Origin of the sequence: Sphingobium sp. SA2, assembly GCF_032227065.1 — a bacterium.
GTDB lineage: Bacteria > Pseudomonadota > Alphaproteobacteria > Sphingomonadales > Sphingomonadaceae > Sphingobium.
Map to the genome: position 1 here is coordinate 915707 of NZ_JAPMXX010000006.1, position 26558 is coordinate 942264.

Below are 26558 nucleotides of genomic sequence, written 5' to 3' on the forward strand. Positions count from 1 at the left end.
GCCTCAATCCTCATCGAACAACCCGGCGAGTTGCTCCACCATGGTCCCGCCCAATTGCTCGGCGTCCATGATCGTCACCGCCCGCTTATAATAGCGCGTCACATCATGGCCGATGCCGATCGCGACCAGCTGCACCGGCGAGCGGTTCTCGATCCAGTCGATCACCTGGCGCAAATGCCGCTCCAGATAGGTGCCGCTATTGACCGACAGGGTCGAATCATCGACCGGCGCGCCATCCGAAATCACCATCAGGATGCGCCGTTCCTCCTGGCGCGCGATCAACCGGCTATGCGCCCACAACAGCGCCTCGCCGTCGATATTTTCCTTGAGCAACCCTTCGCGCATCATCAGGCCCAGATTCTTGCGCGCCCGCCGCCACGGATCATCCGCCTTCTTGTAGACGATATGGCGCAGATCGTTGAGCCGCCCCGGCATCGGCGGACGCCCGGCCGCCAGCCATTCCTCGCGCGCCTGCCCGCCCTTCCACGCCCGCGTGGTAAAGCCCAATATCTCGGTCTTGACCCCGCACCGCTCCAGCGTGCGCGCCATGATGTCGGCGCTGATCGCCGCGATGCTGATCGGCCGCCCGCGCATCGAACCTGAATTGTCGATCAGCAGCGTCACCACCGTATCGCGAAACTCGGTATCGCGCTCGATCTTGTAGGTCAGCGACCGCGTAGGATCGATGATGACCCGCGCCAGCCGCGCCGCGTCCAGCATCCCCTCGTCCTGATCGAAATCCCATGACCGCGACTGCTGCGCCATCAACCGCCGTTGCAGCCGGTTGGCGAGCTTCGTCACCGCCCCCTGCAAACTGACCAATTGCTGGTCGAGGAAGCCGCGCAACCGCACCAGTTCATCCTCGTCGCACAATTCGTCGGGCGTGACGATCTCGTCATGCTTGAGCGTATAGGCCTTGTAATCGAACCCCGGCGGCAGGTCGGACATGGGCCGATTGGGGCGGACCGGCATCATGCCTTCCTCGCCCATATCGTCCGCGCCCGCATCGCTGTCGGCCTCGAACTCGTCGCTATAGTCGGTCTCACCCTCTTCGGTGTCGCCGCCCTGATCCTCGGCGCGCGCCTCGGCATTCACATCGCTGTCGCCGGACTCGTCCTGCCCGCTATCGCCGTCCTCGGACTGATCCTCCTGATCCTCGCCCTCATCCTGCGCTTCGGGCTCGTCCAGATCGGGCGGCACATCGGCATCGATCAGTTGCAGATGTTCCAGCATCGCCGTGGTCAGCTTCTGGAACGCGCGCTGATCATCGATCGCCAGCGCCAGCGCATCCAGGTCATGCCCGGCCTTGTCCTCGATCCACTGATCGACCATCGCCACGCCCGCCGCGACATCCTTGGGGATCGCCTGTCCGGTCAGCCGTTCGCGCACCTTGAGCGCCAGCGCGGTGGACAAGGGCACCTCGTCCGCCGACCGCGCCCGGCGGATCGCATCGGATTTCAGCCGCATGTCGAGCGCATGGTTGAGGTTGGCACGCACCCCCGCCATCGCCCGCGACCCGATCGCCTCGACCCGTGCCTGCTCGACCGCATCGAACACCGCGCGCGCCACCGCCTCGCCCGGCGCTGAAGACCCGTGAATCTTCGCATTATGATAGCGCAGCTTCAGCGCATTGGCGTCGGCAAAACCCCGTGCCAGCGCCACCTGATCAGCGGGCAGATTCCGCCCCGGCGTCGGCACCTTGATCGCCTTGCCCGCCACATGCGGCGCATCGGCGGTAAAGCCCACCTCCACCTCGGCATCACGCGCAATCGACCGCGCCGTGCCCGACAGCACATCCTTGAAAGCATCGATGGGGGAGCGTTCGGTCATGGCAGATCCTTGAGCGCCGCGACGCAGGCTGCGCGAAGCGGCGGAAGGTCTCGCCGGATCGTCGTGAAAATATAGGTCGGATTGATGTCGTCATAGGCATGGCGAAGCATATTGCCCAGCCCACGGACGGCGCGCGCCGGAATGGTGGGGGCAATCTCCTGCATCCGCGCCTCGCCGATCTTCACAGTCGCTTCGATGATGTCGGTCAGCCTTTGCGACTCCCGCCTAGAAGACACGAAGGCGATCCCGGTCGATCTCAGCCTGAAACCGCGCCTTACGCGCAGGCTCGCTCACAAAATCGACGGCCACACCCAGCAGTTCGCGGACCCGCTCGCTGATCCCGGCCAATTCGAACAGGCCGATCCGCCCGTCATCCACCAGTCGCGCGGCAATATCGACGTCCGAATCCGGCCGCTGCTCGCCCCGCGCCGTCGATCCGAACAGCGACAGGCTCACTACGCCCATGGCGCGCAATTCGGCTTCATGGGCTTTCAACCGGGCAATGGCGGTGCTGCTGTCCATCATTCTTATATAGCCTCAAGCCATACCGGGAACCAGCGTCCCACCATCAGCCTTCCGGGTCGCCGGTGCGCGGCACGGCGATCGTCTCGATCTGCGTTTCTACGTCGCTCATCAACTTGTGGATCGGGCATTTCGCCGCGACCGCGATCAGTTTCTCATGCTGCTCGTCAGTCAACGGCCCGGTCAGCGCGATGCGCGTGGTCAGCTTATAGAGGCCCTTGCGCTCCTCGCTCGCATCGCGGATCACGCCGACATGGATGCCCTCGACCGGAATGGCATTGCGCTGCGCATACCATAGCATCGTCATCGCCTTGCAGGTGCCGAGCGCCGCATCATAGAGGTCATGCGGATCCGGGCCGTCATCCCCGCCATCGGGCGCGGCCATGTCGGCGACGATCTCATGCCCCCTGATGCTGATCTTGTGCGCGGTGCCGTCCGCTGCGATCCGCTCGACGACGATCATCAGGCGGCCCGACCGGCCACGCTTTCGGGCAGATCCTTGCCGAATACGCGCTGATAATATTCCGCCACCAGCGCCCGCTCCGCCTCGTCGCATTTGTTGAGGAAGCTCAGGCGGAAGGCGAAACCGACATTCTTGAAGATCAGCGCATTCTGCGCCCAGCTGATCACGGTGCGCGGCGACATCACCGTCGAAATATCGCCGTTGATGAAGCCCTGCCGCGTCAATTCGGCGACCTTGATCATATTCTCGACTTCCTTGCGGCCGCCCTCATGATCATATTCGCCGGACTTGGCCAACACCACCTGCGCCTCGGTCGCGGCGGGCAGATAGTTGAGCGCCACGACCAGGTTCCAGCGGTCCATCTGACCCTGGTTGATCTGCTGCGTGCCATGATAGAGGCCGGTCGTATCGCCCAGGCCCACCGTATTGGCGGTCGCGAACAGGCGGAAATAGGGGTTGGGCCGGATCACGCGATTCTGGTCGAGCAGCGTCATCTTGCCATCGGTTTCCAGCACGCGCTGGATCACGAACATCACGTCGGGGCGCCCCGCATCATATTCGTCGAACACCAAAGCGACCGGCCGCTGCAAGGCCCAGGGCAGCAGCCCTTCCTTGAACTCGGTCACCTGCTGCCCTTCTTTCAGGACGATGGCGTCGCGCCCGACCAGGTCGATACGGCTGATATGCGCGTCCAGGTTGATGCGGATGCACGGCCATTTCAGGCGCGCGGCGACCTGCTCGATATGGCTCGACTTGCCGGTGCCATGATAGCCCTGCACCATGACGCGGCGATTGAACGCAAAGCCCGCCAGGATCGCCAGCGTGGTGTCGGGATCGAACACATAAGCGGGGTCGAGGTCGGGCACGCGCTCGTCGGCCTGCGAAAAGGCCGGGATCTGCATGTCGACGTCGATGCCGAACATATCGCGCGCGTTCACAAACCGATCGGGGGCATCCAGCAGCGTTTCGGCGCGGGTATCGGGCTGGACGTTGGAAATATCGTTCATCGGGTCATCATCTTCCTGCGAGTCATGCCAGCCCTAACCGATCCAGGAAGGCTATGTCGAGACAATGGGGTCTGGACCTACGCGGATCAAGCGGCCCATTCGGCCAGATTGGCTTCCTGTCCGATCAACGCCAGCCCATGGGCGATGGAGGTCAGCTCGCCGCCGCTGGCAATCCGTTCCTCGCCAAAGCGCTTGCGGAAGATCGCGCGAATGGCCGGGATCAGCGACGATCCGCCGGTCAGGAACAGCCGATCGATCGCATCGGGCGTCACCCCCGCCTTGGCCAGCGCCGCGTCCACCGTCGCCTCGATCCGCGCAATATCGGGCGCGATCCACGCCTCGAAATCGCGCCGCTGCACCTGCTGCTCTATCTCCAACCCCCCGCCCGAAAAGCGGAACGTCGCGCTGTCCGCGTCGGACAAGGCGCGCTTGAGCGACCCCACCGCATCATAAAGCGGATAGCCCAGTTCCTTTTCGATCACGGTGATCATCCGGCCGATCGCCGCCGGGTCGGTCGCCGCCTTCTTCAGCCGCGCCAGTTCGTCCATCGTCCGCCGGTTGCGCATCAGCGCCAGCCGCGACCAGTCGGCGAAATCGGCGAAATGGCTGCGCGGTATCTCCAGCGTCTTGCCAAACGACTGATAACTGCCGCCCTTGCCCAGCATCGGCAGCACCAGATGGTCCATGATCCGATAATCGAACCGGTCGCCCGCTATGCCGATGCCCGCCGACCCCAGCGGCACGCAGCGTCGCGCGGCACCGGGGGCTTCGACCCGCACGATCGAAAAATCGCTGGTGCCGCCGCCGAAATCGGCGACCAATATCGTCGCGGGTTCGGTCAGGCGGCTGGCATAGCTGAACGCCGCGCCCAGCGGTTCATAGACATAATGGATGTCGGTGCCGAACCCGGCGAACATTGCGTCATAGCGTTTGCGCGCCAGCGCTTCGTCGGGACGCGATCCGGCATATTCGACAGGCCGCCCCACCACGATCCGCTCCGGCCGCGTCGCCAGCGCGCCACCTGCATGGCCGACCATCCGGTCCAGAAACATCGCGCCCAGTTCCTCGAACCGGAACCGCTTTTCAAACACATTGGCGGTTTCGAAGATCGGGCTGGCGGCCACTGACTTGAACGACTGGAGAAAACGGCTGTCTTCGGGATATTCCATATATTCGGCGATCGCCCACGGCCCCGCCTCATGCGCCAATCCGCCCTTAGCCCCTTCCTCATGCCAGAAGCACAAGGCCGATCGAAACACCGCCCCGGTCGCTTGATCGCCGACAAAGTCCACCAGATCGGACTGCTGGCCGGTCGCGATGGCAACGACGCTGTTGGTCGTGCCGAAATCTAGGCCCAGCGCGCGCGGCACATCCTGCATGATTCATCTCCGGGGAAGGGGGCTGCGCGCTATGACAGCCGCGCCGTGTGCCCGCAAGGCTAGCCTCTGTCCTACAAGGCCGCCGATCGCTATAAGCATAGAGTGTCGAGGCCAGAGGTGGCGTAATAAAATTATGAGACGGCGAACGAAAATATCGAAAACAGCGGGAAATATGCGAAGCTAAGCGAAAACCGCCGCCTTGCGCAAATGGGCATAGGCCTGGATCACGCCCTGCAACGCGCCCTCATGGCTGCGGTCGCCGCCATTATGGTCGGGGTGATAGCGGCGCAGCAACTGGGTATAGCGCGTCCGCAGCGCCTTGCGGTCGGTGTCGATGCCCAGCCCCATGACGCCCAAGGCCTTGCGATCCTCGGCCGACAGAAATTGGCCATCCTGCCGCACCTGCGCATCAGCACGCGCCTTGGCCATCCGTTCCTTGAACTTCGCGCCGATCGCATCAAGCGGATCGACGAAATCGGCCCATTTGGGCGAAGGACTATGCGCATTGGCGGAAAAGGCGCGCGTCTCCCGCTCCCACCCGGCATAGGGGCGCTGCGCCGCCGCGATCTCGTCGGGTGTCATGCCGGTGAAGAAATTATAGCCCTGGTTGAACGCCTTCACATGGTCGAGGCAGAACCAGCGCCAGCGCGGCCCCTCGTCGCCCGGCCGCGCGGCGCCTTCGGCCGGGGGCGCGCGGAACTCGCCGGGTTCCGGGCATCCGGGCGCCGCGCAGGGGCGGTCGCCTTCCACCCGGCCATGAAAGCGGTTGAAACGACGGTTCGAGAAAGGGTCGGTCGACAAACTTGTCCTGATGCATGACGCGGCAAAGCGTTTATATAGGGGCCATGACCCAGATTCTGAAAGGCCCCGTGGCCACCGAAATCGAAGCGCGGCTGCGCGACGCCCTGAACCCGCAACAGCTCGCCGTGATCGACGACAGCGAAAAGCATCGCGGCCATGCCGGGCATGACGGGTCGGGCGAAAGCCATTTCACCGTCGACATCGTCGCTGATCGCTTCGCCGGGCAAAGCCGCGTCGCGCGTCAGCGTCTCGTCAACACCGCGCTGGCCGATCTGCTGCGCGACAAGGTCCACGCGCTGGCGATCAAGGCCCGCGCCCCCGGAGAAGCCTGATGACCCTGGACGATCTCATCCTGCAAAGCATCGCGCCCACCACCCATAATCTGGGCGATTTCAAGGTCCACCGCTCGCTCCCGACCAAGGGACGCACGATGGTCGGCCCCTTCATCTTCTTCGACCAGGCTGGCCCGGCAAAGCTGGATGCAGGCCATGGCATCGACGTGCGCCCCCATCCGCACATCAACCTGTCGACCGTCACCTATATGTATGAAGGCGCCTTCCTCCACCGCGATTCGCTGGGCACCGAACAGCTGATCGAAGCAGGCGCGATCAACCTGATGACGGCAGGCAAGGGCATCGTCCATAGCGAACGCTCGCCCGACGACGAACGGGCCAAAGCCTCCAAATTGTCCGCGATCCAGACCTGGCTGGCTTTGCCCGACGCGCTGGAAGAAATGGACCCGGCCTTCGAGCATGTCAGCGAAGCCGGCTTGCCGGTGATCGAGGACGGGCTGGTCCGCGCCCGCGTCATCATGGGCTCGCTCTGGGGCGAAACCTCGCCGGTCACGACTTATGCGCAGACCATCTATGCCGACATCCAGCTTTCGCCCGGTGGCCGCATCCCGATCGACCCGTCGGCCGATGAACGCGCCATCTATGTCTCCGGCGGCGATGCCGCACTCGACGGCATGATGCTGACGCCACAGACGCTCTACGTCCTGCGCCCCGGCACCCGCGCCACGTTGATGAGCGTCGATGGCGGCCGCGTGATGCTGTGCGGCGGCGAAGCCTTCACCTCGCCCCGCCATGTCTGGTGGAATTTCGTCTCGTCCCGCCCCGACCGTTTGATGCAGGCGCGCGAAGACTGGGAAGCCCTCCGCTTCCCCCTCATCCCCGGCGACGATGTGGAGTTCATCCCGATCCCGCAAGGCCGACCCAAGACGGTCAGCTACCCCTGAAAACCTCGTCATCCCCGCGAAGGCGGGGACCCATCTCCCGACATCAAATCTGCCGATAGGTTAGGAGATGGATTGCCGCCTGCGCGGCAATGACGGTCTATGGTAGGACGGCCTTACTGCACAAAAGTCAGCGACAAATTCTCGGCATTTTTGGGAATGTCGATCCGGCTCTCATTGATCGACGCTTCTTCGCCCGGCTTCAACCGGGCCTTGTCCGCCTTGGTGGTCCAACTGAACACCAACCTATTCTGCCGGTCGCGCAACTGCACCAGCACCGGCGGCACCGGCAACGCCTGCGTCCCGCTGTTCACGATCCGCGCGCCAAAGGCGAAATATTCCTCGCCCGTCGGCAGCTTGCGCCGCTCGGCGGGTTTGGAAAGGTAGAATAGCAGGTCGGGATCGCCCTCTTCAGCGACCAGTCCCATGCTGACCGCCCATCCCGGCGGCCCGAAATAATAGAGCGCGCCGCCCGCCGCTGCCACGACCAGGGCAAAGGCGACGGCGGCATAGGTCCATAATTTCAGGACATTGCGGCGGCGCTTGACCGGCGTGGCAGGCGCGGGTTCGCTTTCCTCCGCCCGGCCGACGGGCGCACCGGCATAAATGTCGTCGAAGCGGTTGTTCGCTGGCGCCGAAGGCTCCGGCGCAACCGGCTCGGCGGCTTGCGTGTCTGGAACCGCCTCGACCGGCGGGGCCACGGGCGCTGGTTCCGGCGATGGCGGCACTGCCACCGGCGGCGGCGCGGCGTCCGCTGGCTCGTCCGCCCGTCCGGGCAGGATGGCAGGCTCCTGGAACCAGCTATGCTTGCAGGCGGCACATCGCACCTGGCGGCCATTCGGGCCGACGGCGCTGTCCGGCACGACATAGCGTGTCGCGCAATGGGGACATAGCAGGATCATGACGCTTCATAGGCATGGCAGGGACTCGCGCGCAAGCGGCAAGCATCGGGCACGTCACACCACTGTCATCCAGTCTCGCGACTCGCCCCTTTTCCCGGCGCGGGCTTTACGGCGACCTGCCCGCTGTGCCATGGCGGGGCCTCCGGGGAAGCAGGGAGCGCATGACGCGCCATCAATCTGACATGACGGCCATCGTCCAGTTCGAAAATGTCGGCCTGCGCTATGGTCTGGACAGTGAAACCCTGTCGGACGTCAGCTTTTCGCTGGCGGCCGGTGGATTTTATTTCCTGACCGGCGCGTCCGGCGCGGGCAAGACGTCGCTGCTCAAACTCCTCTATCTCGCCCAGCGGCCCAGCCGCGGCGTCATCCGCCTGTTCGGCGAAGATGTCGTCACCCTGCCGCGCACCCGCCTGCCCGGCTTCCGCCGTCGCATCGGCGTGGTGTTTCAGGATTTCCGCCTCGTCCCGCATCTGTCGGCCTATGACAATATCGCCCTCCCGCTCCGCGTGGCGGGGATGGAGGAGAAGGAGATCGACGCACCGGTCGCCGAAATGTTGAGCTGGGTCGGCCTTGGTAATCGCGGCCAGGCGCGCCCCGCCACCCTGTCGGGCGGAGAGCAGCAGCGGGTCGCCATCGCCCGCGCCGTGATCGGCCGTCCCGAAATCCTGGTCGCTGACGAACCGACCGGCAACGTCGATGCCGATATGGCGCGGCGGCTGCTGACCCTGTTCGAAGCGCTCAATCGCCTGGGCACCACCATCGTCGTCGCCACCCACGACCTCCCGCTGATGAGCCAGGTCACCGGCGCGCAGATGATGCGGCTGGACAAGGGGCGGCTTGCCGATCCCACCGGGTCGCTGCGCTATCCGGCCCGGTCCCGGCAGGCCGAATGAGCAGTTCGCGCGCCAGCCGCCGCGCCGCCGCCGCCGCGCGCCATCGCCTGCTGCCGGGCGGGCGGCTCGCCGGACCCATGCCGTGGATCATCGCCATCATGATGTTCCTGACCGTCCTGTCGGCCGCCGCCGGGCTGGCGCTGGGTGCAGCCGTCCAGGCGATGAGCGCGGACCTCGCCGGACGCGCCAGCGTGCAGGTAGTAGAGGCCGATGCCGCCGTGCGCGACCAGCTCGCCGCCCGCACGCTCCAGGCGTTGCGCCAGGCCAGCGAAGTGCGCGCCGCAACCCCGGTCGATCCCGCCGCGCTCGCCGACCAGTTGCGCCCTTGGCTGGGCGAGGATGCCGCCAGTGCCGACCTGCCGGTGCCCGCGCTCATCGATGTGACGCTCACCCCCGGCGCGACGGAGGCAAAGGTCGATCGGTTGCGCCGCCTGCTCGGCAGCATCGCGCCCAGCCTGCGGATCGAACCCCATGCGGCGTTCCTGCTCCCGCTCGCCGGACTGCTCACCGCGCTCGGCTGGCTGGCGGTCGGCGTCGTCGTGCTGATGACGGTCGCAACCGGCGCAGTCGTCGTGCTGGCGGCGCGCGCCGCGCATGACAGCCATCGCGGGACGATCGACGTGCTGCATCTGATGGGATCGACCGATGTGCAGATCGCCCGGCTGTTCCAATGGCGCATCGGCCTCGACGCGCTGTTGGGCGGCGTGCTCGGCTTCGCCTTTGCGGTTGCCACCCTTCTCGTCATCGGCCTGCGCCTCGATGCGACCGGCTCCGATCTGCTGGGGGCGGTGGCGCTCGACGGGACCGGCTGGGCGCTGCTCGCGCTGCTGCCGGTGGCGGGCGTGCTCCTCGCTGTCCTCACCGCGCGCTGGACCGTGCTGCGCGCGCTGGGCCGCGCGCTGTGATCGTCCGCCTGTTCGCCGTCAGCCTGCTGGGCTGGATGCTGGGCTTCATCTGGTTCGCGGTCCTGCTACCCCAGCCGCTCGACAGCCGCCCCACCGACGCGATCGTCGTCCTGACCGGCGGAGCGGGGCGGATCGACCGGGGCATCGCCTTGCTGGAAGCCGATACCGCCAAGCGGATGCTGATCTCCGGGGTCGACCGCTCCGTGCGTCCGGGCGAACTGGCCGCCGAATATGATACGCCCGAAGCGCTGTTCGCCTGCTGCATCACGCTTGGCCGCGAAGCGATCGACACCCGCTCCAACGCGATCGAGACCGCCCGCTGGCTGGAGCGGCGCGATTACAAGACCGTGCGGTTGATCACCACGGACTGGCATATGCGCCGCGCCGCGCTGGAGTTGCGGCAGGCGTTGCCGGAGCGGGTCGCGATCGTCTATGACGCGGTGCCCAGCCGCCCTAGCCTCACGATATTGGTGCGCGAATATAATAAATATCTGCTGCGGCGCGGGGCTGCGCTGCTCGGCATCTGACAAAGGCGCATATCTGCTCATGCTCACCGCGATCCGCTCGCTCGCCTTCACGCTGGTCTTCTATTCCGGCAGCCTGTTCTTCGTGCTGGCGGCCCTGCTGCTGGGGTCGTTCAGTACCGAGGCAGTGCTGCGGATCGGGACGGGGTGGAGCCGCTTCCATCGCCTGTGCGCGCATTGGCTGCTGGGGCAGAAGGTCAAGGTCGTCGGCGACCTGCCGCTTGGTCCCTATCTCTATATCGTCAAGCATGAATCGATGTTCGAAACGATCGACATGCTCTGCCTGTTCGATCGTCCGGCTGTCGTCGCCAAGCGGGAATTGCTCGACATTCCGCTGTGGGGCCGCGTCGCCCAGCGCTATGGCCTCATCCCCATCGAGCGTAGTGGCGGGGCGAGCGCCATGCGGGTGCTGCGCGCCGCCGCCCGCGACGCCAATGCGCAGGGGCGGGCGGTGTGCGTTTTCCCCGAAGGCACCCGCGTCCCCCATGGCGAAGCGCCACCGCTCAAGGCCGGTTTTGCGGGCCTCTATGTCCTGCTCGGCCTGCCGGTCGTGCCGATCGCGATCGACAGCGGCCGGGTGTCGCCGCGCGGCAAATTCCTCAAACGGTCGGGCACCATCACCTATAAGGTGGGGGAGATCGTCCCCACCGGCCTCGACCGGCGCGAAGCGGAAACCCGTGTCCACGCCGCGATCAACGCGCTGAACCCGCCATCCGCCTTGCCTCAGTGAGCGCGGCCGAAATCCGGCTTAGCGTCATCCTGCCCCTGTTCGATGATCGAACGGCGAATATCGCGGGTGTGGGTAAAGAGGTTGAAAAGCGCGTCGCCGTCATTCCAGCGGATCGCCCTTTGCAGCGCAGATAGATCCTCCGAAAAACGCTGCAGCATTTCCAGCACCGCATCCTTGTTCGCCAGGAACACGTCGCGCCACATGGTCGGGTCCGACGCCGCAATGCGGGTGAAGTCGCGAAAACCGCCGGCCGAATATTTGATCACTTCGGACTGGGTGACATTTTCCAAATCGCTCGCCGTCCCAACGATGGTGTAGGCGATTAGGTGGGGCAAATGGCTGGTCACCGCCAGCACCAGGTCATGATGTGCCGGGTCCATCAATTCGACGTCCGCGCCGATCCGCCGCCACAATTCGGCGACCCGCTCGACCGCGGCCGGATCGGCATCGGCGGGGGGCGTGACGATGCACCAGCGGCCCTTGAACAGCGTGGCGAAGCCCGCTTCCGGCCCGCTATTTTCGGTTCCCGCAACGGGATGCGCCGGGATGATCGTCCGCCCCGGCAGCGCCGCGGCAAGCTGCGCCAGCACGTCGGCCTTGCACGACCCCACATCGCTGACGATCGCATCGGCGGGCAGATCGTCGGCGATCTCGGTGGCGACCGCGCCCATCGCGCGGACGGGCACGCATAATATCACCAGATCCGCGTCGGTCACGGACGCCCCCGCCGTATCGGTCACATCGTCGCACAGGTCGATCCGCCGTGCGGTCTCGCGCACCTGCGGGTCGGCGTCATGGCCCGTCACCCGCACCGTGGGCATGTTCGCCCGGATCGCGCGGGCGAGCGAGGAGCCGATCAGCCCCAGGCCGATGATGGTGACGCGAGCGAAAGGCAGCATCCTATCAGGCCGCTTCCGCCATGGCGCGCAGCTTGGCGGCGACCGCGCGGGTCTGCGCCTTGGTGCCGATGGTGATGCGCAGGCCGTTGGGCAGCCCCTGGCCGGGCAGCCAGCGGGTCGCATAGCCTTCGTCCCACAACCCCTTCATCGCGGCTTCGGCGGTCAATTTGCCGTCGAACAGGATCAGCAGGAAATTGGTCTTGCTCGGCACGACGCGCAGGCCGTGGTTGGACAAGGCACCGACTTCGCCCGCCAGCCATTCGCGCCAACGCGCATTATGCGTGCGGCTCGATTCGACCCAGGCACTGTCGTTGATCGCGGCGATGGCGGCGGCCTGTCCCGCCGTCGTCACATTGAACGGCGCGCGGATGCGGTGGAGAATTTCGATGATCGCCGGGCAGGCATAGCCCCAGCCGATCCGCTCGGCCGCCAGGCCATAGATTTTCGAAAAGGTGCGCGTGACCAATATGTTGGTGGCATTCTTCGCCAGGTCCAGGCCGCCATCATCCTCGCCCGCGTCGAGATATTCGGCATAGGCCTGGTCCAGCACCAGCAATATGTCGGGGCGCAGGCCCGCATGCAGCCGGGCAATTTCTTCGCGGCCGGTCATCGTGCCGGTGGGGTTGTTGGGGTTGGCGAGGAACACGACCTTGGTCTTGTCGGTCACGGCAGCCAGCAGCGCGTCCACGTCGGTCGCATAGTCCTTGTCGGGCGCGATCACGGGCGTCGCGCCGACCCGGCGGGCCGCAATGTCGTAGACCGCAAAGCCATAGCGCACATAGAGGATTTCATCGCCCGGACCCGCATAGGCACTGGCCGCGATGTGCAGCAGTTCGTCGGAGCCTGTGCCATAGATGATCTGCGCCGGGTCCAACCCATGCACCGCGCCGATCGCCTCGCGCAACCGGGTCGCGGCGGGATCGGGATAGCTGGCAAGATCGGCGGTCGCCGCAACCAGCGCGGCCCGCGCGGCAGCGCCAGTGCCCAGCGGATTTTCATTGGCCGACAGCTTGATCAGCGGGCGGCCATCGTCGGCGGCGGATTTACCGGGGATATAGGGCGAAATGCCCAGGATCCAGTCCTTGGGAGCGGGATATGTCATGGCCGCGCTTTAACGCCTTCCGCGCCAAAGGCAAAGCGGCAGACCGCGCGGGGATTTGGGGTGTTTAGGGTCACAGGATGAAATTCACACCGTTGCAGGGTCGATTTTCGGGGCGGATTGGTCCGAATTGTACCGGGAAAGCCATGGCAAGGTCCGGGCGACGCGACACGGACGCGATAGCGACGCGCCATGCATGCGACACCGACGCGACGGGGGCGGGTCGGGGGTCGGTAGAAGGCGGTGTGGAACGGGTGGAGGACTGGCGCATCGCAGAGGATAGACCAGAGAAAATCCTACATTGGAAGGGGGTTGGTTGGGGACGGCGACTGGCCTTAAGGGTGTGGTGTCGAGGCGGGCAGTCGGCCTTTTTCGACCGTTGCGCTGGCCCACCCCCTGCCGATCTGCAGCGCGGTGGGTTTTTGGTATATCCGTTGACGACCAAAATCGGCCATACTTTCTCGATAGCGGACATCCATTCACCGCCATAAGATGGAACAATGCAGATCATCCTCATCTGGAATGCTGACGTTTAATGACAACTGCCGATCACCAATGGGGTTTGAGCAATCCGGGGCCTGACAGACTGATTGTCTGGCTTGAGCCGTGGTGTGACGAGTTCGAGGTTCCAGTTCGATCAACCATCACCTTGAAAACTTCCGGAGGATTTGAGGAAGGAAATCCGGGCGATATAGAATGGACCCCCGATAACCTCGTCATATGGGGAAACGGACGAACGTTGGAGGTGTTCATTGACGGCGTGCTTCAGGTATCTAGTTCTGCAGCCATTCCTATTCCGGACGGCTTGACCAAGCAAATGCTCAGCATCGTCTTTTCGGGTTATCCTGCTGCGCGTCTTGGAGGCGAGCCTTTCGACCCGGTCAAGTCGTCATCTTGGTAGCAGCGAGTTAGACGCCGTTTTGGCCTTTAGATCGTGTTGCCACGGGTCAGACGGATTGTCGGCGACAGCGGCTTCCTAATCCTGATCGCCGATCCTCGCGCCTATCGAGCACAGCCCGCCGGATAACTGCCTGTTCGGTTCTTCAGCGTAGAGCCGCCCAGCCCAGAACGACCAAGCTCCGACGCTTATCGTCTTGCTGGCACTTACTAATATTGGACGTTAGTGTGCAGCTATGCTGACGCGATACGAGCATCTAAGGGGAGCGACCTGCCACTTGGCAGCGCCCGCCGAGGAGCAACAGGCCTACTTGGACGACTTGCTGCTTCCGCTTGCCGTGGAAGGTGATTCGTCAGCCTATGAGTGTGATGAACTTGCCCTACAGTTTGAGGATTACTTCATCTCGGTGGAAAACATGCTGGGAGCGGGTGAACTTTCTGTCGAGCAAGTGGAAGCCCTTTACGCACTGAACGATGCTCTGGAAGGGTTAAGTGGCGAGAAACATGCTGACTTCTGGCAGCGCGATGCTCTACGATCCGATCCGAGGTCAGCCGACGTAAGGGCACTTGCTCAAGAAGCCATGAAACTATTGCCGCCGAGGATAGAGCGAGAGGCAGCTAACCCGTAATCCTCGCCTGAAAGCTGACAGTCCACCATCCACCCCTTTCCGTCATGCCATCATGCTTTCAAACTCACGCGGCGGCCCTCGCGGGCGGAGCGGTAGATGGCTTCGATGACTCGGAGGTCAGCCAGGCCCTCTTCGCCGGGCACGATGACGGGCGTGCCGTTCAGCACCGCTTGCGCGAGATGGTCGAGCTGGCCTGCAAATTGCGTTTTGGGCGATGGCGGCAGGGTGCGGTCGGTGACTTTGCCGTCCTTGCGGATGCGCATCGCATGGCCGCTATAAGGGGTGGCGGGTTCCATATCGATCCATCCCTGCGTCCCGATCACGCGATAGCTGTTATGCGCCGAGCTGTAGCTGGACACGCAGGTCGCCTCGATCCCCGACGGGAAGCGCAGCAGGAAGGTGATGCGGTCTTCCACGGTGCGGAAGCGCGGGTCGGTGCGGTCGGTCGATTCGATCGCCATGACGTCCACCGGCTCCTCACCGGTCAGATAGCGCACGGCATTGAGGCTGTAGATGCCGATATCCATCAATGATCCACCGCCCGACAGGGGCTTGTCCACCCGCCATTGGCCCGGCTGTATAGGGAAGCCATGTTCGGCGGTGATGATCCGCGTCGGCCCGACATGGCCGCCGCGCGCCAGTTCGATCGCCAGCTGATTATGGGGTTCGAAGCGCGATCGATAGCCGATCATCAGCTTCTTGCCCGCCGTTCGGCAGGCCGCGATCATCGCCTCGCATTCGGCGACCGATATCGCCATCGGCTTTTCGCACATCACATGCTTGCCCGCCCGCGCCGCGCGGATCGTATATTCGGCGTGCATGCTGTTGGGGAGGATCACGTAGACCGCGTCGATATCGGGATTGTCGGCGATACGGTCGAACGTCTCATAGCTGTAGTGATGCGTCTTGGGCACGCCATATTGCGCGCCATATTGTTCCAGCTTGGCCGGGGTGCCGCTGACCAAAGCGCTGATCCGGGCATGGTCGCATCCGGCGAAGGCGGGCATGATCTGCTTGGTGGCGTAAGAACCCAGCCCGACGATCGCATAGCCGAGCTTGCGGCCGGGCGTGGCCGCCAGCGCGGGCATGCCCGCCGCTGCAATGCCAAGGCCGACCCCGGCCATCAAGGTCCGTCGCGTCACGATGCCTTCGTCCGTCATGCTCATCTCCCAAGGGTCGGTTTGCCGATTTGCGTCAATAATAACCCATACAAATGGCAAAGCCCACCCTTTTGCTGATCAGTCCGGCCGAGAGTCGGCGCGATCGCGTGCCGGATAATCCTCCGGTGTTACCGTGCCGACATTTGGCCGATCCTCGACATCTTCCTGCGGCTTGCCGCCGTGGGTCCGGGGATCGGGATCGTCGTCATTGGGAATGACGTCGCCCATCGGACCCCGGCGGGGCATTTCTTCATCCTGGGCGGCGGCGGGATCGCGCCCGTTTTCATTGTTTGGCATGTCGGGTCTCCAATATGTTTCGGCTATTCGGTCGCGATGTTTGACGAAGGCGCAAAATCGGGTTTCAGGACGATCTTGGTCACTTCATTCTGATTGTCGTGAAACATCTTGTAGCCTTTGGGCGCGTCTTCCAGGCTCATGCGATGGGAGATCAGGAAGGTCGTGTCGATCTGGCCTTCGACGATCGCGTTGAGCAGCGCGGGCATATAATGTTGCACGCTGGTCTGGCCGGTCTTGAGCGTCAGCCCCTTTTCCATGAACGCGCCCAAGGGGAATTTATCGACGAAGCCGCCATAGACGGCGGGCATCGAGACGCGGCCGCCCTTGCGGCAGGCGTGGATCGCCTGGCGGATCGAATGGATGCGGTCGGTGCCCAGGAACAGGGACGCCTTGATCTGATCGACGACATTATCGACGAAGAAACCATGGGCTTCGAGGCCTACCGCGTCGATCACGGCATCGGGGCCGATGCCGCCGGTCATTTCCATCAGCGCTTCATAGGTTTTCGATTCCTCGAAATTGATCGTCTCGGCGCCGAAGCGTCTGGCCAGTTCCAGCCTGTGCGGGAAGTGATCGATGGCGATGACGCGATGCGCGCCCATGAGGAAAGCCGATTGCACCGCGAAAAGGCCGACCGGGCCGCAGCCCCAGACGGCGACGGTATCGCCGGGTTCGATGTCGGCATTTTCCGCCGCCTGCCATCCGGTGGGCAGGATGTCCGACAGGAACAGGACTTGCTCATCGGTGAGGCCGTCCGGCACGACGATCGGGCCGACGTCGCTGAACGGCACGCGGACATATTCGGCCTGGCCCCCGGCATAGCCGCCGGTCAGATGGCTGTAGCCGAACAGGCCGGACATGGGCTGGCCGTACATCTCCTGGCCGATGTCCTGATTGTCGGCCGGATTGCCATTGTCGCACGCGGAATATTGATGCTTGCCGCAATGATAGCAACTGCCACAGGCGATAGTGAAGGGGACGACGACGCGCTGGCCTTTCTTGAGCGTCGATCCGGGGCCGGTTTCGACCACTTCGCCCATGAATTCATGGCCGAGGATATCGCCCGCTTTCATGGTGGGGATATAGCCGTCATAGAGATGCAGGTCGGAGCCGCAGATGGCGGTGGACGTGATCTTGATGATCGCGTCGCGCGGGTTGAGGATTTCGGGATCGTCGACGGTATCGACGCGCACGTCATGTTTGCCGTGCCAAGTGAGCGCGCGCATCAGGCTTTCTCCTCTTGCAATTGCTTTTGGGTCCAGGCGGCCGTGGCGATTTCGCCGGTTTCCATCAGTTGTTTGAACCGGCGAAGGTCGCGCCGTGCCTGAATGGCGGGTTCGCGCTGGAACAATTTGGCGACGACCTTGCCGATGATGCCGGCGGGCGGGTCATAGGCGATCGTCGCGGTGACGATGGTGCCCCGGTCGCCCGCGTCGCGAAATTCGATGCGGCCGCTATTGGGGACGTCGGCGTCGTCGGTCGAGGCCCAGGCGATCAGTTCGCCTTCGCGCTTGTCGGTGATGACGGCATCCCACTCGACGGTCTTGCCCGCCGGTGCCTTGACCACCCAATGGGAGCGGGTGTCGGACAGCATGTCGATGCGTTCGACATTGTCCATGAAGGTGGGCAGGTTGGTGAGGTCCGCCCAATAGGCGAACAATTCGGCACGCGGGCGATTGATGGTGACCGTTCGGCCGAGCAGCGTGTCGCCTTTGGGTTGGGGCAGCGTATCCACCTCCTGCGCGCGCACCTCTTTGTCTTTGGAGGTTGTCGCGGGGGCGTCATCCTGTGCGATCGTCATGGCTGTTCTCCTGTCGTCATGTGCAGACGGGAAGGGGCCATCCGCCCGGACGGGCCGGGCGGACGGCGCGCGATCAGGCGTCTTCGGCCTCAAGATTGACCGAGGTTTCCGCGAGTTTGGTCATGAAGGCGTCGCTTGCGTAGATATCCTTGGTCGCGTCGCGCAGCTTCTTATTGTCGTCCTTGAGGCCGAGGGCCTTGGCGAAGGCGGCGGCGGTGCCGAACCCGGCGATGCCATAATGGGTCATGCGCTGATATTGCGCGATGATGAGGACATCGAGGACGGGGCCTTTGTCCGGCCCTTCTTCGATCACATGCTTGATCGCTTCGGCGGCGAGGCCTTCCATGCCCTTGCAATGGTCCTTGGAGACTTTCTCATCCTGCCCGGCGATCAATTCTTTCAGGATAGCCGTATGGCTGGCGATGCCGTCCTGGCTCTTCGTCAGCATGTCTTTCAACGAGGCGTCACTGGCTTTGGCGGTGATTTTCTTGATGACCTTGAGCATCTGGTCATTCGCGGACCAGAGGTCTTTCAGTTCGTCGATATAGACGTCTTGCAGGCTTTCAGGGGTCGACATCGCTGTTCTCCACATCGCCGGACGGCATGTCCAACATGGGCGTGGAGCGCGTGGGGGCGAAGCGCGGTTCCTGCAAAACCGCCCAACATGATCTGGATCAATGCGTTTGTTGCAGAGGGGATCGACGCTTTGGGCGCATCGATCGGGTAAACCGACCGGCTATGGGGGGGGTGGTGCGGTCGAGAAGACTCGAACTTCCACGGCCTTTCGGCCACAACGACCTCAACGTTGCGCGTCTACCAGTTCCGCCACGACCGCACACTCAAAGGGAAACCGGCAGGGCCGGCATCTGGTAGGCGGTGGCCATTAGCAAAGGCTTTTGCCCCATGCAACAACCTATCTGCATCTGCGTTATGATTGATGAGATTGGGTCGATATAATGATCGTGGGAAGGTGAGGCGCGCGATGCCAGGGCAATGGTGGATGATGTCGGGCATGACCCTGGCGGCATCGGTTGCGATGGGACTGGGGCTTGGAAGCTATGTCACCAGCCCGCAGAAAACAGCCGTTTCCGCCGAGGAATGGAGCCCAGACGAGGATAATTCCTATGTCGAGGCGGGACGTACCGCGTCGATGTTCGGAGACAGCGGCACAGGCGACCGGGGACCAGCGGTGATTCGCTGCACCGGTTGCGGCCCGACTTTGACGGAACGGCGCTTTGCCGCCGACATGGCGGGGATGGACAGTGATGGCCTGATCGAAGGCAGCAGCGACCCGTACGTACAGGACTATCTGGCACAGGACCATCCAGCGACCGATGACTCGCTGATGCACGATGCGGCATCGGAACAGCCGGTCAGCCATCCGCAATTGGATCGGTTGAGTCGGTCGAAAGTCGCTGTGGCCGACCCTATGGTGAAACCGGTGACGATATCACCAGAGGCGGTGGTGCAGCCGATCATCGTGCCGACGATCGACCACAACCACCCCTGACCGCTTACTCCGCAGCAACGACTTCCGCGGCCATGTCGCTGAGCGGGTGGGCGAGGCGCGTGATCATTTCCTTCGGGCACACCTGCCAGAAATAGCGACGCCAGCGATCCCAATCATCCAATATGGTATTCGACCATTTGCTGTCGGTCGACACCGCATGCTGGGCGATCAGCGCTTTCAGCTCGGCCTCCCAATGCGCGCTTTCCAGCCGCTGCCAGACGATGCCTTCGGGGTTGGCGCGCGACGGGAAGCTGCCATCTTCGTCGAGGATGAAGGCCATGCCGCCGGTCATGCCCGCGCCGAAATTGGCCCCGGTCTTGCCCAGAATGACCGCCGTGCCGCCGGTCATATATTCGCAGCCATTGGCACCGCAGCCTTCGACCACGACCTGCGCGCCCGAATTGCGGACAGCGAAGCGTTCACCGGCTTGCCCCGCCGCGAACAGCTTGCCGCTGGTCGCGCCATAGAGGACGGTATTGCCCAATATGGTGTTGTCCTTGCTCGTCAGCGGGCTGGAGACGGTCGTGCGCACGACGATGATGCCGCCCGACAGGCCCTTGCCGACATAGTCATTGGCGTCGCCAAATACTTCGAGCGTGATGCCCTTGCACAGAAACGCGCCCAACGACTGGCCCGCCGACCCGCGCAGCCGCACGGTCAGATGCCCGTCGGCCAGCGTCGACATGCCGAACTTGTCGGTCACCGCCGAGGAGAGCCGCGTGCCGACCGCGCGGTGCGTGTTGCGCACCGTATAGGTCAGCTGCATCTTCTCGCCACGCTCGAACACCGCCTTGGCATCGCGCATCATCTGCGCGTCCAGGCTGTCGGGCACGTCGTTGCGCCATTGGGTCAGCGAAAAACGGCGCTGGTCATCGGGGGCATCGACCTTGGCCAGGATCGGGTTGAGATCCAGATCATCGAGATGCTCGGCCCCGCGATTGACCTGCTTGAGCAACTCCGTCCGCCCGATCACTTCGTCCAGGCTGCGGAAGCCCAGCCGCGCCAGCACTTCGCGTACCTCTTCGGCGATGAAGGTCATCAGGTTGATGACCTTTTCGGGCGTCCCGGTGAATTTCTGCCGCAGCTTTTCATCCTGCACGCACACGCCCACGGGGCAGGTGTTGCTGTGGCATTGGCGCACCATGATGCAGCCCATCGCGACGAGGCTGAGCGTGCCGATGCCGAACTCTTCCGCACCCAGGATCGCCGCGATCACGATGTCGCGCCCGGTCTTGAGCCCGCCATCTGTGCGCAGCTTTACGCGGTGCCGCAACCCGTTGAGGGTCAACACCTGATTGGCTTCCGACAGGCCCATTTCCCAGGGCGTACCGGCATATTTGATGCTGGTCTGCGGGCTGGCACCTGTGCCGCCGACATGGCCCGCGATCAGGATGACGTCGGCATGCGCCTTCGCCACGCCCGCCGCGACCGTGCCGATGCCCGCCTGGCTCACCAGCTTGACGCAGACCCGCGCGCGCGGATTGATCATCTTGCAGTCGTAGATAAGCTGAGCCAGATCCTCGATCGAATAGATGTCGTGATGCGGCGGCGGCGAGATGAGCGTCACGCCGGGCGTCGAATGGCGCAGCTTGGCGATGAACTCGGTCACCTTGAAGCCGGGCAACTGCCCGCCTTCGCCGGGCTTGGCCCCTTGGGCGACCTTGATCTCGATTTCCTCGGCCGATGCCAGATATTCGGCATGGACGCCGAACCTACCGCTAGCGATCTGCTTGATCACCGAATTGGCGTTGTCGCCATTTTCATAGGGCTTGAAGCGGTTGGCATCCTCGCCGCCTTCGCCGGACACGGCCTTGGCCCCGATCCGGTTCATGGCGATGGCCAGCGTCTCATGCGCTTCGGGCGAGAGCGCGCCGAGCGACATGCCGGGCGTTACGAAGCGCTTGCGGATCTCGGTAGTGGCTTCCACCTCGTCGATCGGCACGGCTTCGCGGGCGAAATTGAACTCCATCAGGTCGCGCAGATAGACGGGCGGCAAATCGCGGACGCCGCGCGAAAATTGCAGATAGGTCGAATAGCTGTCGGTCCCGACCGCGGTCTGCAACAAGTGCATCAGCTGCGCCGAATAGGCATGCGCCTCGCCGCCGTCGCGCTGGCGGTAGAAGCCGCCGATCGGCAGGCGGACGACCGCGCTGTCGAAGGCTTTTTCGTGCCGCAGCATCGCGCTGTAGTGGAGCGAGGCATAGCCTTCGCCCGAAATCTTCGCCGGCATGCCGGGGAAGAGATCATTGACGAGCGCGCGCGAAAGCCCGACCGCTTCGAAATTATAGCCGCCACGATAGCTGCTGATGACCGCGATGCCCATTTTGGACATGATCTTGAGCAGGCCTTCGTTGATGGCCGTGCGATAGCGTTCGAAACAGGCGTCGAGCGAGAGGTCGCCGAATAGGCCGCGCGCATGGCGGTCGGCAATGCTGGCTTCGGCCAGATAGGCATTCACCGTGGTCGCGCCGACACCGATCAGCACGGCGAAATAATGGGTGTCGACCGCTTCGGCACAGCGCACGTTGATCGACGCATAGGAACGCAGCCCCTTGCGCACCAGATGGGTGTGGACCGCCGCCGCCGCCAGCACGCCTGCTATCGCGGCACGATCGGCATCGACATTTTCGTCGGTCAGGAAGATTTCGGTGCGGCCTTCGCGGACCGCCTGCTCGGCTTCCTCGCGGATGCGGGCGATCGCCGCGCGCAACTGCTCCTGCCCGCCGCTGGCGGGGAAGGTGCAGTCGATCTGCGCCACGGCCGGGCCGAAATGCGCCTTCAACCGCGCCCATTCGGCGCTGGTGAGCACTGGCGATTCCAGCACCAGCACATGGCTGTTCTGCGCATCCTGCTCCAAAATATTGTGCAGGTTGGAAAAGCGCGTTTTCAGGCTCATCACATGCCGTTCGCGCAGCGGGTCGATCGGGGGGTTGGTGACCTGACTGAAATTCTGGCGGAAGAAATGGCTGATCGTGCGCGGCTTGTCGGAAATGACGGCAAGCGGCGTGTCGTCGCCCATCGATCCGATGGCTTCCTTTGAATCCTCGACCATGGGGGCCAGGATCAGTTCCAGATCCTCCAGCGTCAGATTGGCCGCCACCTGCCGCCGCGTCAGTTCCGCCTTGTCCCAGCCGGGCAGGGCGGTCGGCGCGTCGGTCAGATCGCCGATCGCCATGAAATCCTTGATCAGCTCGCCATAGGGGCGCTCACCGGCGATGCGGTCCTTGATCGCGGCGTCGTCATACAGCTCGCCTTCCTGCAGGTCGATCGCGATCATCTGGCCCGGACCCATGCGGCCCTTGCGCACGATGGTCGTTTCGGGAACCACGACCATGCCGGTTTCGGACCCAACGATCAGCAGATTGTCGCCGGTCAGCGTGTAGCGCAGCGGGCGCAGCGCGTTGCGATCGACGCCTGCCACGACCCAGCGGCCGTCGGTCATCGCCAGCGCGGCGGGGCCGTCCCACGGCTCCATGACGGAGGCGAGATATTCATACATGTCGGCATGGGGCTTGGGCAGTTCGGCACTTTCGCTCTGCCAGGCTTCGGGCACCAGCATCAGCTTGGCGGTCGGCGCATCGCGGCCAGAGCGGCAGATCGCCTCGAACACGGCGTCGAGCGCAGCGGTGTCGGACGCGCCCGCCGGGATCACCGGCTTGATGTCCTCCGACTGCTCGCCAAAGGCGAGGCTCGCCATCTTGATCTCGTGGCTCTTCATCCAGTTCTTGTTGCCGCGGATCGTGTTGATCTCGCCATTATGGGCAAGCGTGCGGAACGGCTGGGCCAGCCACCATTGCGGGAAGGTGTTGGTCGAATAGCGCTGATGGAAGATCGCGACGCGGCTTTCGAACCGCTCATCCTGCAGGTCGGGATAGAAGACCGATAGCGATTCCGCGAGGAACAGCCCCTTGTAGATGATCGACCGGCACGACAGCGAACAGACGTAAAAGTCGTTGATCTGCGCCGCGATCACCTGCTTCTCGATCCGGCGGCGGATGAGGTACAGATCCTTTTCGAACTCGGCCTGGTCGCGCTCTTCGGGCATCGGCCCGGCGATCATGATCTGCTCGATTTCGGGGCGCGTGCGCTGCGCCTTCTCGCCGATGACGGATACGTCCACTGGCACCTGGCGCCAGCCATAGATGGTGTAGCCCGCGTCGATGATCTCGCTCTCGACGATGGTGCGGCAGGTTTCCTGCGCGGACAGATCCGTGCGCGGCAGGAAGATCATGCCGACGGCAAGGCGGTTGGGCAGTGGCTTGTGGCCGGAGTCCGCAATGGCGTCGTCAAAGAAGCGCACCGGCAGATCGACATGGATGCCCGCGCCATCGCCGGTTTTGCCATCGGCATCGACCGCGCCCCGATGCCACACGGCTTTCAGCGCATCGATCGCGGAGGCGACCACGCGGCGGCTGGGACGGCCATCAGTGGCGGCGACGAGGCCGACGCCGCAGGCATCGCCTTCCAGGTCGGGATGATACATGCCCTCGGCGGCGATCCGCGCGCGTTCTTCGGGGCTTGCCATGAAGGGAGTGTCAGTCATGATCGCCATCCTATTTTTCCGTTCGGTTCGAGCTTGTCGAGAACCCCCGCGCCTCGTTCTCGACAAGCTCGAACCGAACGGGCTGGGGTGGAATGAGGGGGCTTAGGCCGCGACGCTCTCGCGGGTTTTTGCCTTCGCCTTGAGATATTTGTGCATATGTTCGGTCACATCGCGGCCATCACGGATCGCCCACACCACCAGCGATGCGCCGCGCACGATGTCGCCCGCTGCGAACACGCCGTCCACGCTGGTCATCATCGTCTTGTGATCGACGCGCAGCGTGCCCCAGCGGGTGACCGACAGGTCGTCCGCGCCGAACAGCTTGGGCAGTTCTTCGGGATCGTAGCCCAGCGCCTTGATGACCAGGTCGGCCTCCAGCGTATGTTCGCTGCCGGGATCGGGTTCGGGTGCGCGGCGGCCGGAGGCGTCGGGGGCGCCAAGACGCATCTTGGTGACCTTGACGCCGGTCACATGATCGGTGCCTTCGAACGCGATCGGCGCGGTCAGCCAGACGAATTCGACGCCTTCTTCCTCGGCATTGGCGACTTCGCGCTGTGACCCTGGCATATTGTCGCGGTCGCGGCGATAGAGGCACTTCACCGACTTGGCCCCCTGGCGGATCGCGGTGCGGACGCAGTCCATCGCGGTGTCGCCACCGCCGATGACGACGACATTCTTGCCCGTCGCCAGCAGCGTGCCGTCTTCATGCTCCGGCACGGCATCGCCGAACCCGGCTTTGTTGGAGGCGGTGAGATAATCGAGCGCCTTGACCACGCCCGGCGCGCCGACACCCGGCGCGCGGATGTCGCGCGGCTTGTAGACGCCGGTCGCGATCAGGATCGCGTCATGCTTCTCGCGCAGGGCTTCGAGCGTCGCGTCGCGGCCGACTTCGAAATTCTCGTGAAAGACGATGCCGCCATCCTTCAACCGCTGGACGCGGCGCATGACGATGTCCTTTTCCAGCTTGAAGCCGGGGATGCCATAGGTCAGCAGGCCGCCAGCACGATCATGCCGGTCATAGACATGCACCTCATGCCCCGCCGCACAGAGATACTCCGCTGTGGTGAGACCCGCAGGCCCCGCACCGATGACGCCGATCGACTGGCCGGTGGGCTTGCCCGCGACCAAGGGTTCGACCCAGCCTTCCTTCCAGGCAGTGTCGGTGATGTATTTTTCGACCGAGCCGATGGTGACGGCGCCGTGCCCTGAAAATTCGATGACGCAATTGCCCTCGCACAAGCGATCCTGCGGGCAGATGCGGCCGCAGATTTCGGGCATGGTGCTGGTCAGGTTCGACAGTTCATAGGCTTCGCGCAGGCGGCCTTCGGCGGTCAGGCGCAGCCAGTCGGGGATATGGTTGTGCAGCGGGCAATGGGTCGAGCAATAAGGCACGCCGCATTGCGAACAGCGCGACGCCTGCTCCTCCGCCTTGTCGAGAATGAAGCTGCGGCTGATTTCCAGAAAATCATCGGCGCGGTCATCGGCTGCGCGCTTTTCCGGGTAGGCTTGTCCCTTGCCCACGAATTTCAGCATCGGATTGTCGGCCATCGCTCGCCCCTGACTAAAGTTTCAGCGGCGCGCATAGCATAAAAACCCGCGGAGTCACGCGGATTCTGGCATTTAGGACAGCAATGCTGACTATAAAATCGCAGTTAACTAGGTTAATTGCGAAATGATCGCAACAAACCGCATGATAAATAGACCGTTTCGGTCCTATCTTGCGCCCAGCCAGATTAGGGCCGCAATCCCGGCGATGATTCGATACCAGGCGAAGGGGGCGAAGCCATGTTTTGACACCAGCCCGACGAACCAGCGAATGACCAGCAAGGCGACGATGAACGAGACGACAAAGCCCAGCGCGATGCTGTCCCAGCCCACCGCGGCGCTGGTGATCCGGTCGCCCTTCTTGATCAGTTCCAGCGCAGTCGCGCCCAACATCGTCGGGATGGCGAGGAAAAAGCTGAACTCGGCCGCCGTGCGCCGTTCCACGCCCAGCATCAACGCGCCCATGATCGTCGCGCCCGACCGGCTGACGCCGGGCACCATCGCCAGGCACTGGATGAAGCCGATCGCCAGCACGCGCACCATGGGAATATCGGCGATGCCGTGAAAACGCTGGTCCTTGACCGCGCGCTCGATCAACAGGATCGCGATGCCGCCGACGATCAAGGCCCAGGCGACGACCTGCGGCGCGCCCAGCATGATCTCGATATAGTCATGCAGCGCCAGGCCGATGACGGCCGAGGGGATAAAGGCGATCAGCAGATTGCGCAGGAAGCGCCAGCTGACCGGCTCGCGCCGCAATAGTCCCATACCCACCGCCCAGAAGGTGCGCCAATAGAGTACCACCACCGCCAGGATCGCCCCCAGCTGGATCACGACGTTGAACATCGCCCAGGTCGCGGAATCATAGCCGAGCAATTCGCTGGCGAGGATAAGATGCCCGGTGGAGGACACCGGCAGAAACTCGGTCAGCCCCTCGACGATGCCGAGCAGGATGACGGTCAGATAATGCAGGTCCATGGGTAGGCAG

General features: G+C 63.8%; 27 protein-coding genes and 1 tRNA gene. 9 read left to right on the top strand and 19 right to left on the bottom strand.

Annotated features, from left to right (window positions below; translation table 11 throughout):
• Nucleotides 1-3 precede the first annotated feature (3 nt).
• The 7 genes from cobT to OVY48_RS12095 all read right to left on the bottom strand — a co-directional run bounded on the left by cobT (nucleotide 4) and on the right by OVY48_RS12095 (nucleotide 6002).
• Nucleotides 4-1830 carry a cobaltochelatase subunit CobT gene (gene cobT / locus OVY48_RS12065; RefSeq protein ID WP_310226896.1) on the bottom strand — a complete coding sequence of 609 codons (1827 nt, stop codon included), beginning with the start codon at nucleotides 1828-1830 and terminating at the stop codon, nucleotides 4-6.
• Nucleotides 1827-2066 carry a DUF86 domain-containing protein gene (locus OVY48_RS12070; RefSeq protein WP_313923013.1) on the bottom strand — a complete coding sequence of 80 codons (240 nt, stop codon included), beginning with the start codon at nucleotides 2064-2066 and terminating at the stop codon, nucleotides 1827-1829. Before OVY48_RS12070 ends, cobT begins: the two co-directional genes overlap by 4 nt.
• Entirely contained in the window at nucleotides 2056-2355 is a 300-nt protein-coding gene (locus OVY48_RS12075; RefSeq protein WP_313923014.1) for a nucleotidyltransferase domain-containing protein, read from the bottom strand. Before OVY48_RS12075 ends, OVY48_RS12070 begins: the two co-directional genes overlap by 11 nt.
• A gap of 43 nt (nucleotides 2356-2398) precedes the next feature.
• Nucleotides 2399-2815: an OsmC family protein gene (locus OVY48_RS12080; protein ID WP_313923015.1), complete on the bottom strand. Its 417-nt coding sequence runs from the start codon at nucleotides 2813-2815 to the stop codon at nucleotides 2399-2401.
• Nucleotides 2815-3822: a cobaltochelatase subunit CobS gene (gene cobS, locus OVY48_RS12085; protein WP_037472772.1), complete on the bottom strand. Its 1008-nt coding sequence runs from the start codon at nucleotides 3820-3822 to the stop codon at nucleotides 2815-2817. The genes OVY48_RS12080 and cobS overlap by 1 nt, the downstream gene beginning before the upstream one ends.
• Before the next feature lie 86 nt (nucleotides 3823-3908).
• The gene (locus OVY48_RS12090) at nucleotides 3909-5201 is read right to left on the bottom strand and encodes an Hsp70 family protein (protein ID WP_313923017.1); all 1293 of its coding nucleotides are present in this window, start codon (nucleotides 5199-5201) and stop codon (nucleotides 3909-3911) included.
• 180 nt (nucleotides 5202-5381) lie between these two features.
• Entirely contained in the window at nucleotides 5382-6002 is a 621-nt protein-coding gene (locus tag OVY48_RS12095) for a molecular chaperone DnaJ (RefSeq protein ID WP_313923018.1), read from the bottom strand.
• Between the two features lie 44 nt (nucleotides 6003-6046).
• On the opposite strand from OVY48_RS12095, the gene OVY48_RS12100 reads away from it, so the two are divergent.
• Entirely contained in the window at nucleotides 6047-6334 is a 288-nt protein-coding gene (locus OVY48_RS12100; protein WP_313923020.1) for a BolA family protein, read from the top strand.
• On the top strand, nucleotides 6334-7239 hold the full coding sequence (locus tag OVY48_RS12105) for a pirin family protein (RefSeq protein WP_313923021.1): 906 nt from the start codon (nucleotides 6334-6336) through the stop codon (nucleotides 7237-7239). Before OVY48_RS12100 ends, OVY48_RS12105 begins: the two co-directional genes overlap by 1 nt.
• A gap of 113 nt (nucleotides 7240-7352) precedes the next feature.
• Here the strand turns inward: OVY48_RS12105 and OVY48_RS12110 are convergent, their stop codons facing one another.
• Nucleotides 7353-8138 (bottom strand): MJ0042-type zinc finger domain-containing protein, encoded by a 786-nt coding sequence (locus OVY48_RS12110; protein ID WP_313923022.1) that lies wholly within the window; start codon nucleotides 8136-8138, stop codon nucleotides 7353-7355.
• 182 nt (nucleotides 8139-8320) lie between these two features.
• Here OVY48_RS12110 and ftsE point away from each other — a divergent pair, with 182 nt between their 5' ends.
• Genes ftsE through OVY48_RS12130 form a run of 4 tightly spaced genes read left to right on the top strand, consistent with a single transcriptional unit; the run spans nucleotide 8321 to nucleotide 11190 of the window.
• The gene (gene ftsE, locus OVY48_RS12115) at nucleotides 8321-9031 is read left to right on the top strand and encodes a cell division ATP-binding protein FtsE (protein ID WP_313924765.1); all 711 of its coding nucleotides are present in this window, start codon (nucleotides 8321-8323) and stop codon (nucleotides 9029-9031) included.
• Entirely contained in the window at nucleotides 9028-9936 is a 909-nt protein-coding gene (locus OVY48_RS12120) for an FtsX-like permease family protein (protein ID WP_313923023.1), read from the top strand. The genes ftsE and OVY48_RS12120 overlap by 4 nt, the downstream gene beginning before the upstream one ends.
• The gene (locus OVY48_RS12125) at nucleotides 9933-10463 is read left to right on the top strand and encodes a YdcF family protein (protein WP_313923024.1); all 531 of its coding nucleotides are present in this window, start codon (nucleotides 9933-9935) and stop codon (nucleotides 10461-10463) included. The genes OVY48_RS12120 and OVY48_RS12125 overlap by 4 nt, the downstream gene beginning before the upstream one ends.
• A 19-nt stretch (nucleotides 10464-10482) precedes the next feature.
• Nucleotides 10483-11190 (top strand): lysophospholipid acyltransferase family protein, encoded by a 708-nt coding sequence (locus OVY48_RS12130; protein ID WP_313923025.1) that lies wholly within the window; start codon nucleotides 10483-10485, stop codon nucleotides 11188-11190.
• Here the strand turns inward: OVY48_RS12130 and OVY48_RS12135 are convergent.
• Nucleotides 11184-12089 carry a prephenate/arogenate dehydrogenase family protein gene (locus tag OVY48_RS12135; protein WP_313923026.1) on the bottom strand — a complete coding sequence of 302 codons (906 nt, stop codon included), beginning with the start codon at nucleotides 12087-12089 and terminating at the stop codon, nucleotides 11184-11186. The two genes, OVY48_RS12130 and OVY48_RS12135, sit on opposite strands and share 7 nt — an antisense overlap.
• Before the next feature lie 4 nt (nucleotides 12090-12093).
• A complete protein-coding gene (gene hisC, locus OVY48_RS12140; RefSeq protein WP_313923027.1) occupies nucleotides 12094-13191 on the bottom strand; it encodes a histidinol-phosphate transaminase in 1098 nt (365 codons plus the stop codon).
• 532 nt (nucleotides 13192-13723) lie between these two features.
• Between hisC and OVY48_RS12145 the strand changes: the two genes are divergently transcribed.
• Together OVY48_RS12145 and OVY48_RS12150 are read left to right on the top strand one after the other, a co-directional pair.
• Complete coding sequence (locus OVY48_RS12145) at nucleotides 13724-14089, top strand: hypothetical protein (protein ID WP_313923029.1); 366 nt, start codon at nucleotides 13724-13726, stop codon at nucleotides 14087-14089.
• Between the two features lie 307 nt (nucleotides 14090-14396).
• Nucleotides 14397-14714 (top strand): hypothetical protein, encoded by a 318-nt coding sequence (locus OVY48_RS12150; RefSeq protein WP_313923030.1) that lies wholly within the window; start codon nucleotides 14397-14399, stop codon nucleotides 14712-14714.
• 50 nt (nucleotides 14715-14764) lie between these two features.
• On the opposite strand, the gene OVY48_RS12155 is transcribed toward OVY48_RS12150, so the two are convergent.
• The 6 genes from OVY48_RS12155 to OVY48_RS12180 all read right to left on the bottom strand — a co-directional run bounded on the left by OVY48_RS12155 (nucleotide 14765) and on the right by OVY48_RS12180 (nucleotide 18807).
• Nucleotides 14765-15874, bottom strand: coding sequence for a Gfo/Idh/MocA family oxidoreductase (locus OVY48_RS12155; RefSeq protein WP_313923031.1), 1110 nt, complete (start codon nucleotides 15872-15874; stop codon nucleotides 14765-14767).
• A 78-nt stretch (nucleotides 15875-15952) separates the two neighbouring features.
• Nucleotides 15953-16171, bottom strand: a complete 219-nt coding sequence (locus OVY48_RS12160) for a hypothetical protein (protein WP_313923032.1) — start codon at nucleotides 16169-16171, stop codon at nucleotides 15953-15955.
• A 23-nt stretch (nucleotides 16172-16194) separates the two neighbouring features.
• On the bottom strand, nucleotides 16195-17397 hold the full coding sequence (locus tag OVY48_RS12165; RefSeq protein ID WP_313923033.1) for a zinc-dependent alcohol dehydrogenase: 1203 nt from the start codon (nucleotides 17395-17397) through the stop codon (nucleotides 16195-16197).
• Nucleotides 17397-17972 carry an SRPBCC family protein gene (locus tag OVY48_RS12170; protein ID WP_313923034.1) on the bottom strand — a complete coding sequence of 192 codons (576 nt, stop codon included), beginning with the start codon at nucleotides 17970-17972 and terminating at the stop codon, nucleotides 17397-17399. The genes OVY48_RS12165 and OVY48_RS12170 overlap by 1 nt, the downstream gene beginning before the upstream one ends.
• 73 nt (nucleotides 17973-18045) lie before the next feature.
• The gene (locus OVY48_RS12175; protein ID WP_313923035.1) at nucleotides 18046-18549 is read right to left on the bottom strand and encodes a ferritin-like domain-containing protein; all 504 of its coding nucleotides are present in this window, start codon (nucleotides 18547-18549) and stop codon (nucleotides 18046-18048) included.
• Nucleotides 18550-18720: 171 nt separating this feature from the next.
• A tRNA-Leu gene (locus tag OVY48_RS12180) sits at nucleotides 18721-18807 on the bottom strand.
• A gap of 147 nt (nucleotides 18808-18954) precedes the next feature.
• Between OVY48_RS12180 and OVY48_RS12185 the strand changes: the two genes are divergently transcribed.
• Nucleotides 18955-19482, top strand: a complete 528-nt coding sequence (locus tag OVY48_RS12185) for a hypothetical protein (protein WP_313923036.1) — start codon at nucleotides 18955-18957, stop codon at nucleotides 19480-19482.
• A 4-nt stretch (nucleotides 19483-19486) separates the two neighbouring features.
• Here the strand turns inward: OVY48_RS12185 and gltB are convergent, their stop codons facing one another.
• From gltB to OVY48_RS12200, 3 genes are all read right to left on the bottom strand, one after another.
• Nucleotides 19487-24025, bottom strand: a complete 4539-nt coding sequence (gene gltB / locus OVY48_RS12190; protein WP_313923037.1) for a glutamate synthase large subunit — start codon at nucleotides 24023-24025, stop codon at nucleotides 19487-19489.
• A 102-nt stretch (nucleotides 24026-24127) separates the two neighbouring features.
• Entirely contained in the window at nucleotides 24128-25573 is a 1446-nt protein-coding gene (locus tag OVY48_RS12195; protein WP_313923038.1) for an NAD(P)-dependent oxidoreductase, read from the bottom strand.
• Nucleotides 25574-25738: 165 nt separating this feature from the next.
• Entirely contained in the window at nucleotides 25739-26548 is an 810-nt protein-coding gene (locus OVY48_RS12200) for an undecaprenyl-diphosphate phosphatase (protein WP_096062317.1), read from the bottom strand.
• Nucleotides 26549-26558: the final 10 nt, after the last annotated feature.

Coding starts and splice junctions, on each gene's coding strand:
- OVY48_RS12145 (WP_313923029.1), top strand. CDS start 13,724: ATGACAACTGCCGATCACCAATGGGGTTTGAGCAATCCGGGGCCTGAC.
- OVY48_RS12105 (WP_313923021.1), top strand. CDS start 6,334: ATGACCCTGGACGATCTCATCCTGCAAAGCATCGCGCCCACCACCCAT.
- cobS (WP_037472772.1), bottom strand. CDS start 3,822: ATGAACGATATTTCCAACGTCCAGCCCGATACCCGCGCCGAAACGCTG.
- OVY48_RS12100 (WP_313923020.1), top strand. CDS start 6,047: ATGACCCAGATTCTGAAAGGCCCCGTGGCCACCGAAATCGAAGCGCGG.
- OVY48_RS12185 (WP_313923036.1), top strand. CDS start 18,955: ATGCCAGGGCAATGGTGGATGATGTCGGGCATGACCCTGGCGGCATCG.
- OVY48_RS12110 (WP_313923022.1), bottom strand. CDS start 8,138: ATGATCCTGCTATGTCCCCATTGCGCGACACGCTATGTCGTGCCGGAC.
- OVY48_RS12175 (WP_313923035.1), bottom strand. CDS start 18,549: ATGTCGACCCCTGAAAGCCTGCAAGACGTCTATATCGACGAACTGAAA.
- OVY48_RS12155 (WP_313923031.1), bottom strand. CDS start 15,874: ATGACGGACGAAGGCATCGTGACGCGACGGACCTTGATGGCCGGGGTC.
- OVY48_RS12135 (WP_313923026.1), bottom strand. CDS start 12,089: ATGCTGCCTTTCGCTCGCGTCACCATCATCGGCCTGGGGCTGATCGGC.
- OVY48_RS12130 (WP_313923025.1), top strand. CDS start 10,483: ATGCTCACCGCGATCCGCTCGCTCGCCTTCACGCTGGTCTTCTATTCC.
- gltB (WP_313923037.1), bottom strand. CDS start 24,025: ATGACTGACACTCCCTTCATGGCAAGCCCCGAAGAACGCGCGCGGATC.
- OVY48_RS12075 (WP_313923014.1), bottom strand. CDS start 2,355: ATGATGGACAGCAGCACCGCCATTGCCCGGTTGAAAGCCCATGAAGCC.
- OVY48_RS12090 (WP_313923017.1), bottom strand. CDS start 5,201: ATGCAGGATGTGCCGCGCGCGCTGGGCCTAGATTTCGGCACGACCAAC.
- OVY48_RS12120 (WP_313923023.1), top strand. CDS start 9,028: ATGAGCAGTTCGCGCGCCAGCCGCCGCGCCGCCGCCGCCGCGCGCCAT.
- hisC (WP_313923027.1), bottom strand. CDS start 13,191: ATGACATATCCCGCTCCCAAGGACTGGATCCTGGGCATTTCGCCCTAT.
- ftsE (WP_313924765.1), top strand. CDS start 8,321: ATGACGGCCATCGTCCAGTTCGAAAATGTCGGCCTGCGCTATGGTCTG.
- OVY48_RS12170 (WP_313923034.1), bottom strand. CDS start 17,972: ATGACGATCGCACAGGATGACGCCCCCGCGACAACCTCCAAAGACAAA.
- OVY48_RS12195 (WP_313923038.1), bottom strand. CDS start 25,573: ATGGCCGACAATCCGATGCTGAAATTCGTGGGCAAGGGACAAGCCTAC.
- OVY48_RS12160 (WP_313923032.1), bottom strand. CDS start 16,171: ATGCCAAACAATGAAAACGGGCGCGATCCCGCCGCCGCCCAGGATGAA.
- OVY48_RS12165 (WP_313923033.1), bottom strand. CDS start 17,397: ATGCGCGCGCTCACTTGGCACGGCAAACATGACGTGCGCGTCGATACC.
- OVY48_RS12200 (WP_096062317.1), bottom strand. CDS start 26,548: ATGGACCTGCATTATCTGACCGTCATCCTGCTCGGCATCGTCGAGGGG.
- cobT (WP_310226896.1), bottom strand. CDS start 1,830: ATGACCGAACGCTCCCCCATCGATGCTTTCAAGGATGTGCTGTCGGGC.
- OVY48_RS12080 (WP_313923015.1), bottom strand. CDS start 2,815: ATGATCGTCGTCGAGCGGATCGCAGCGGACGGCACCGCGCACAAGATC.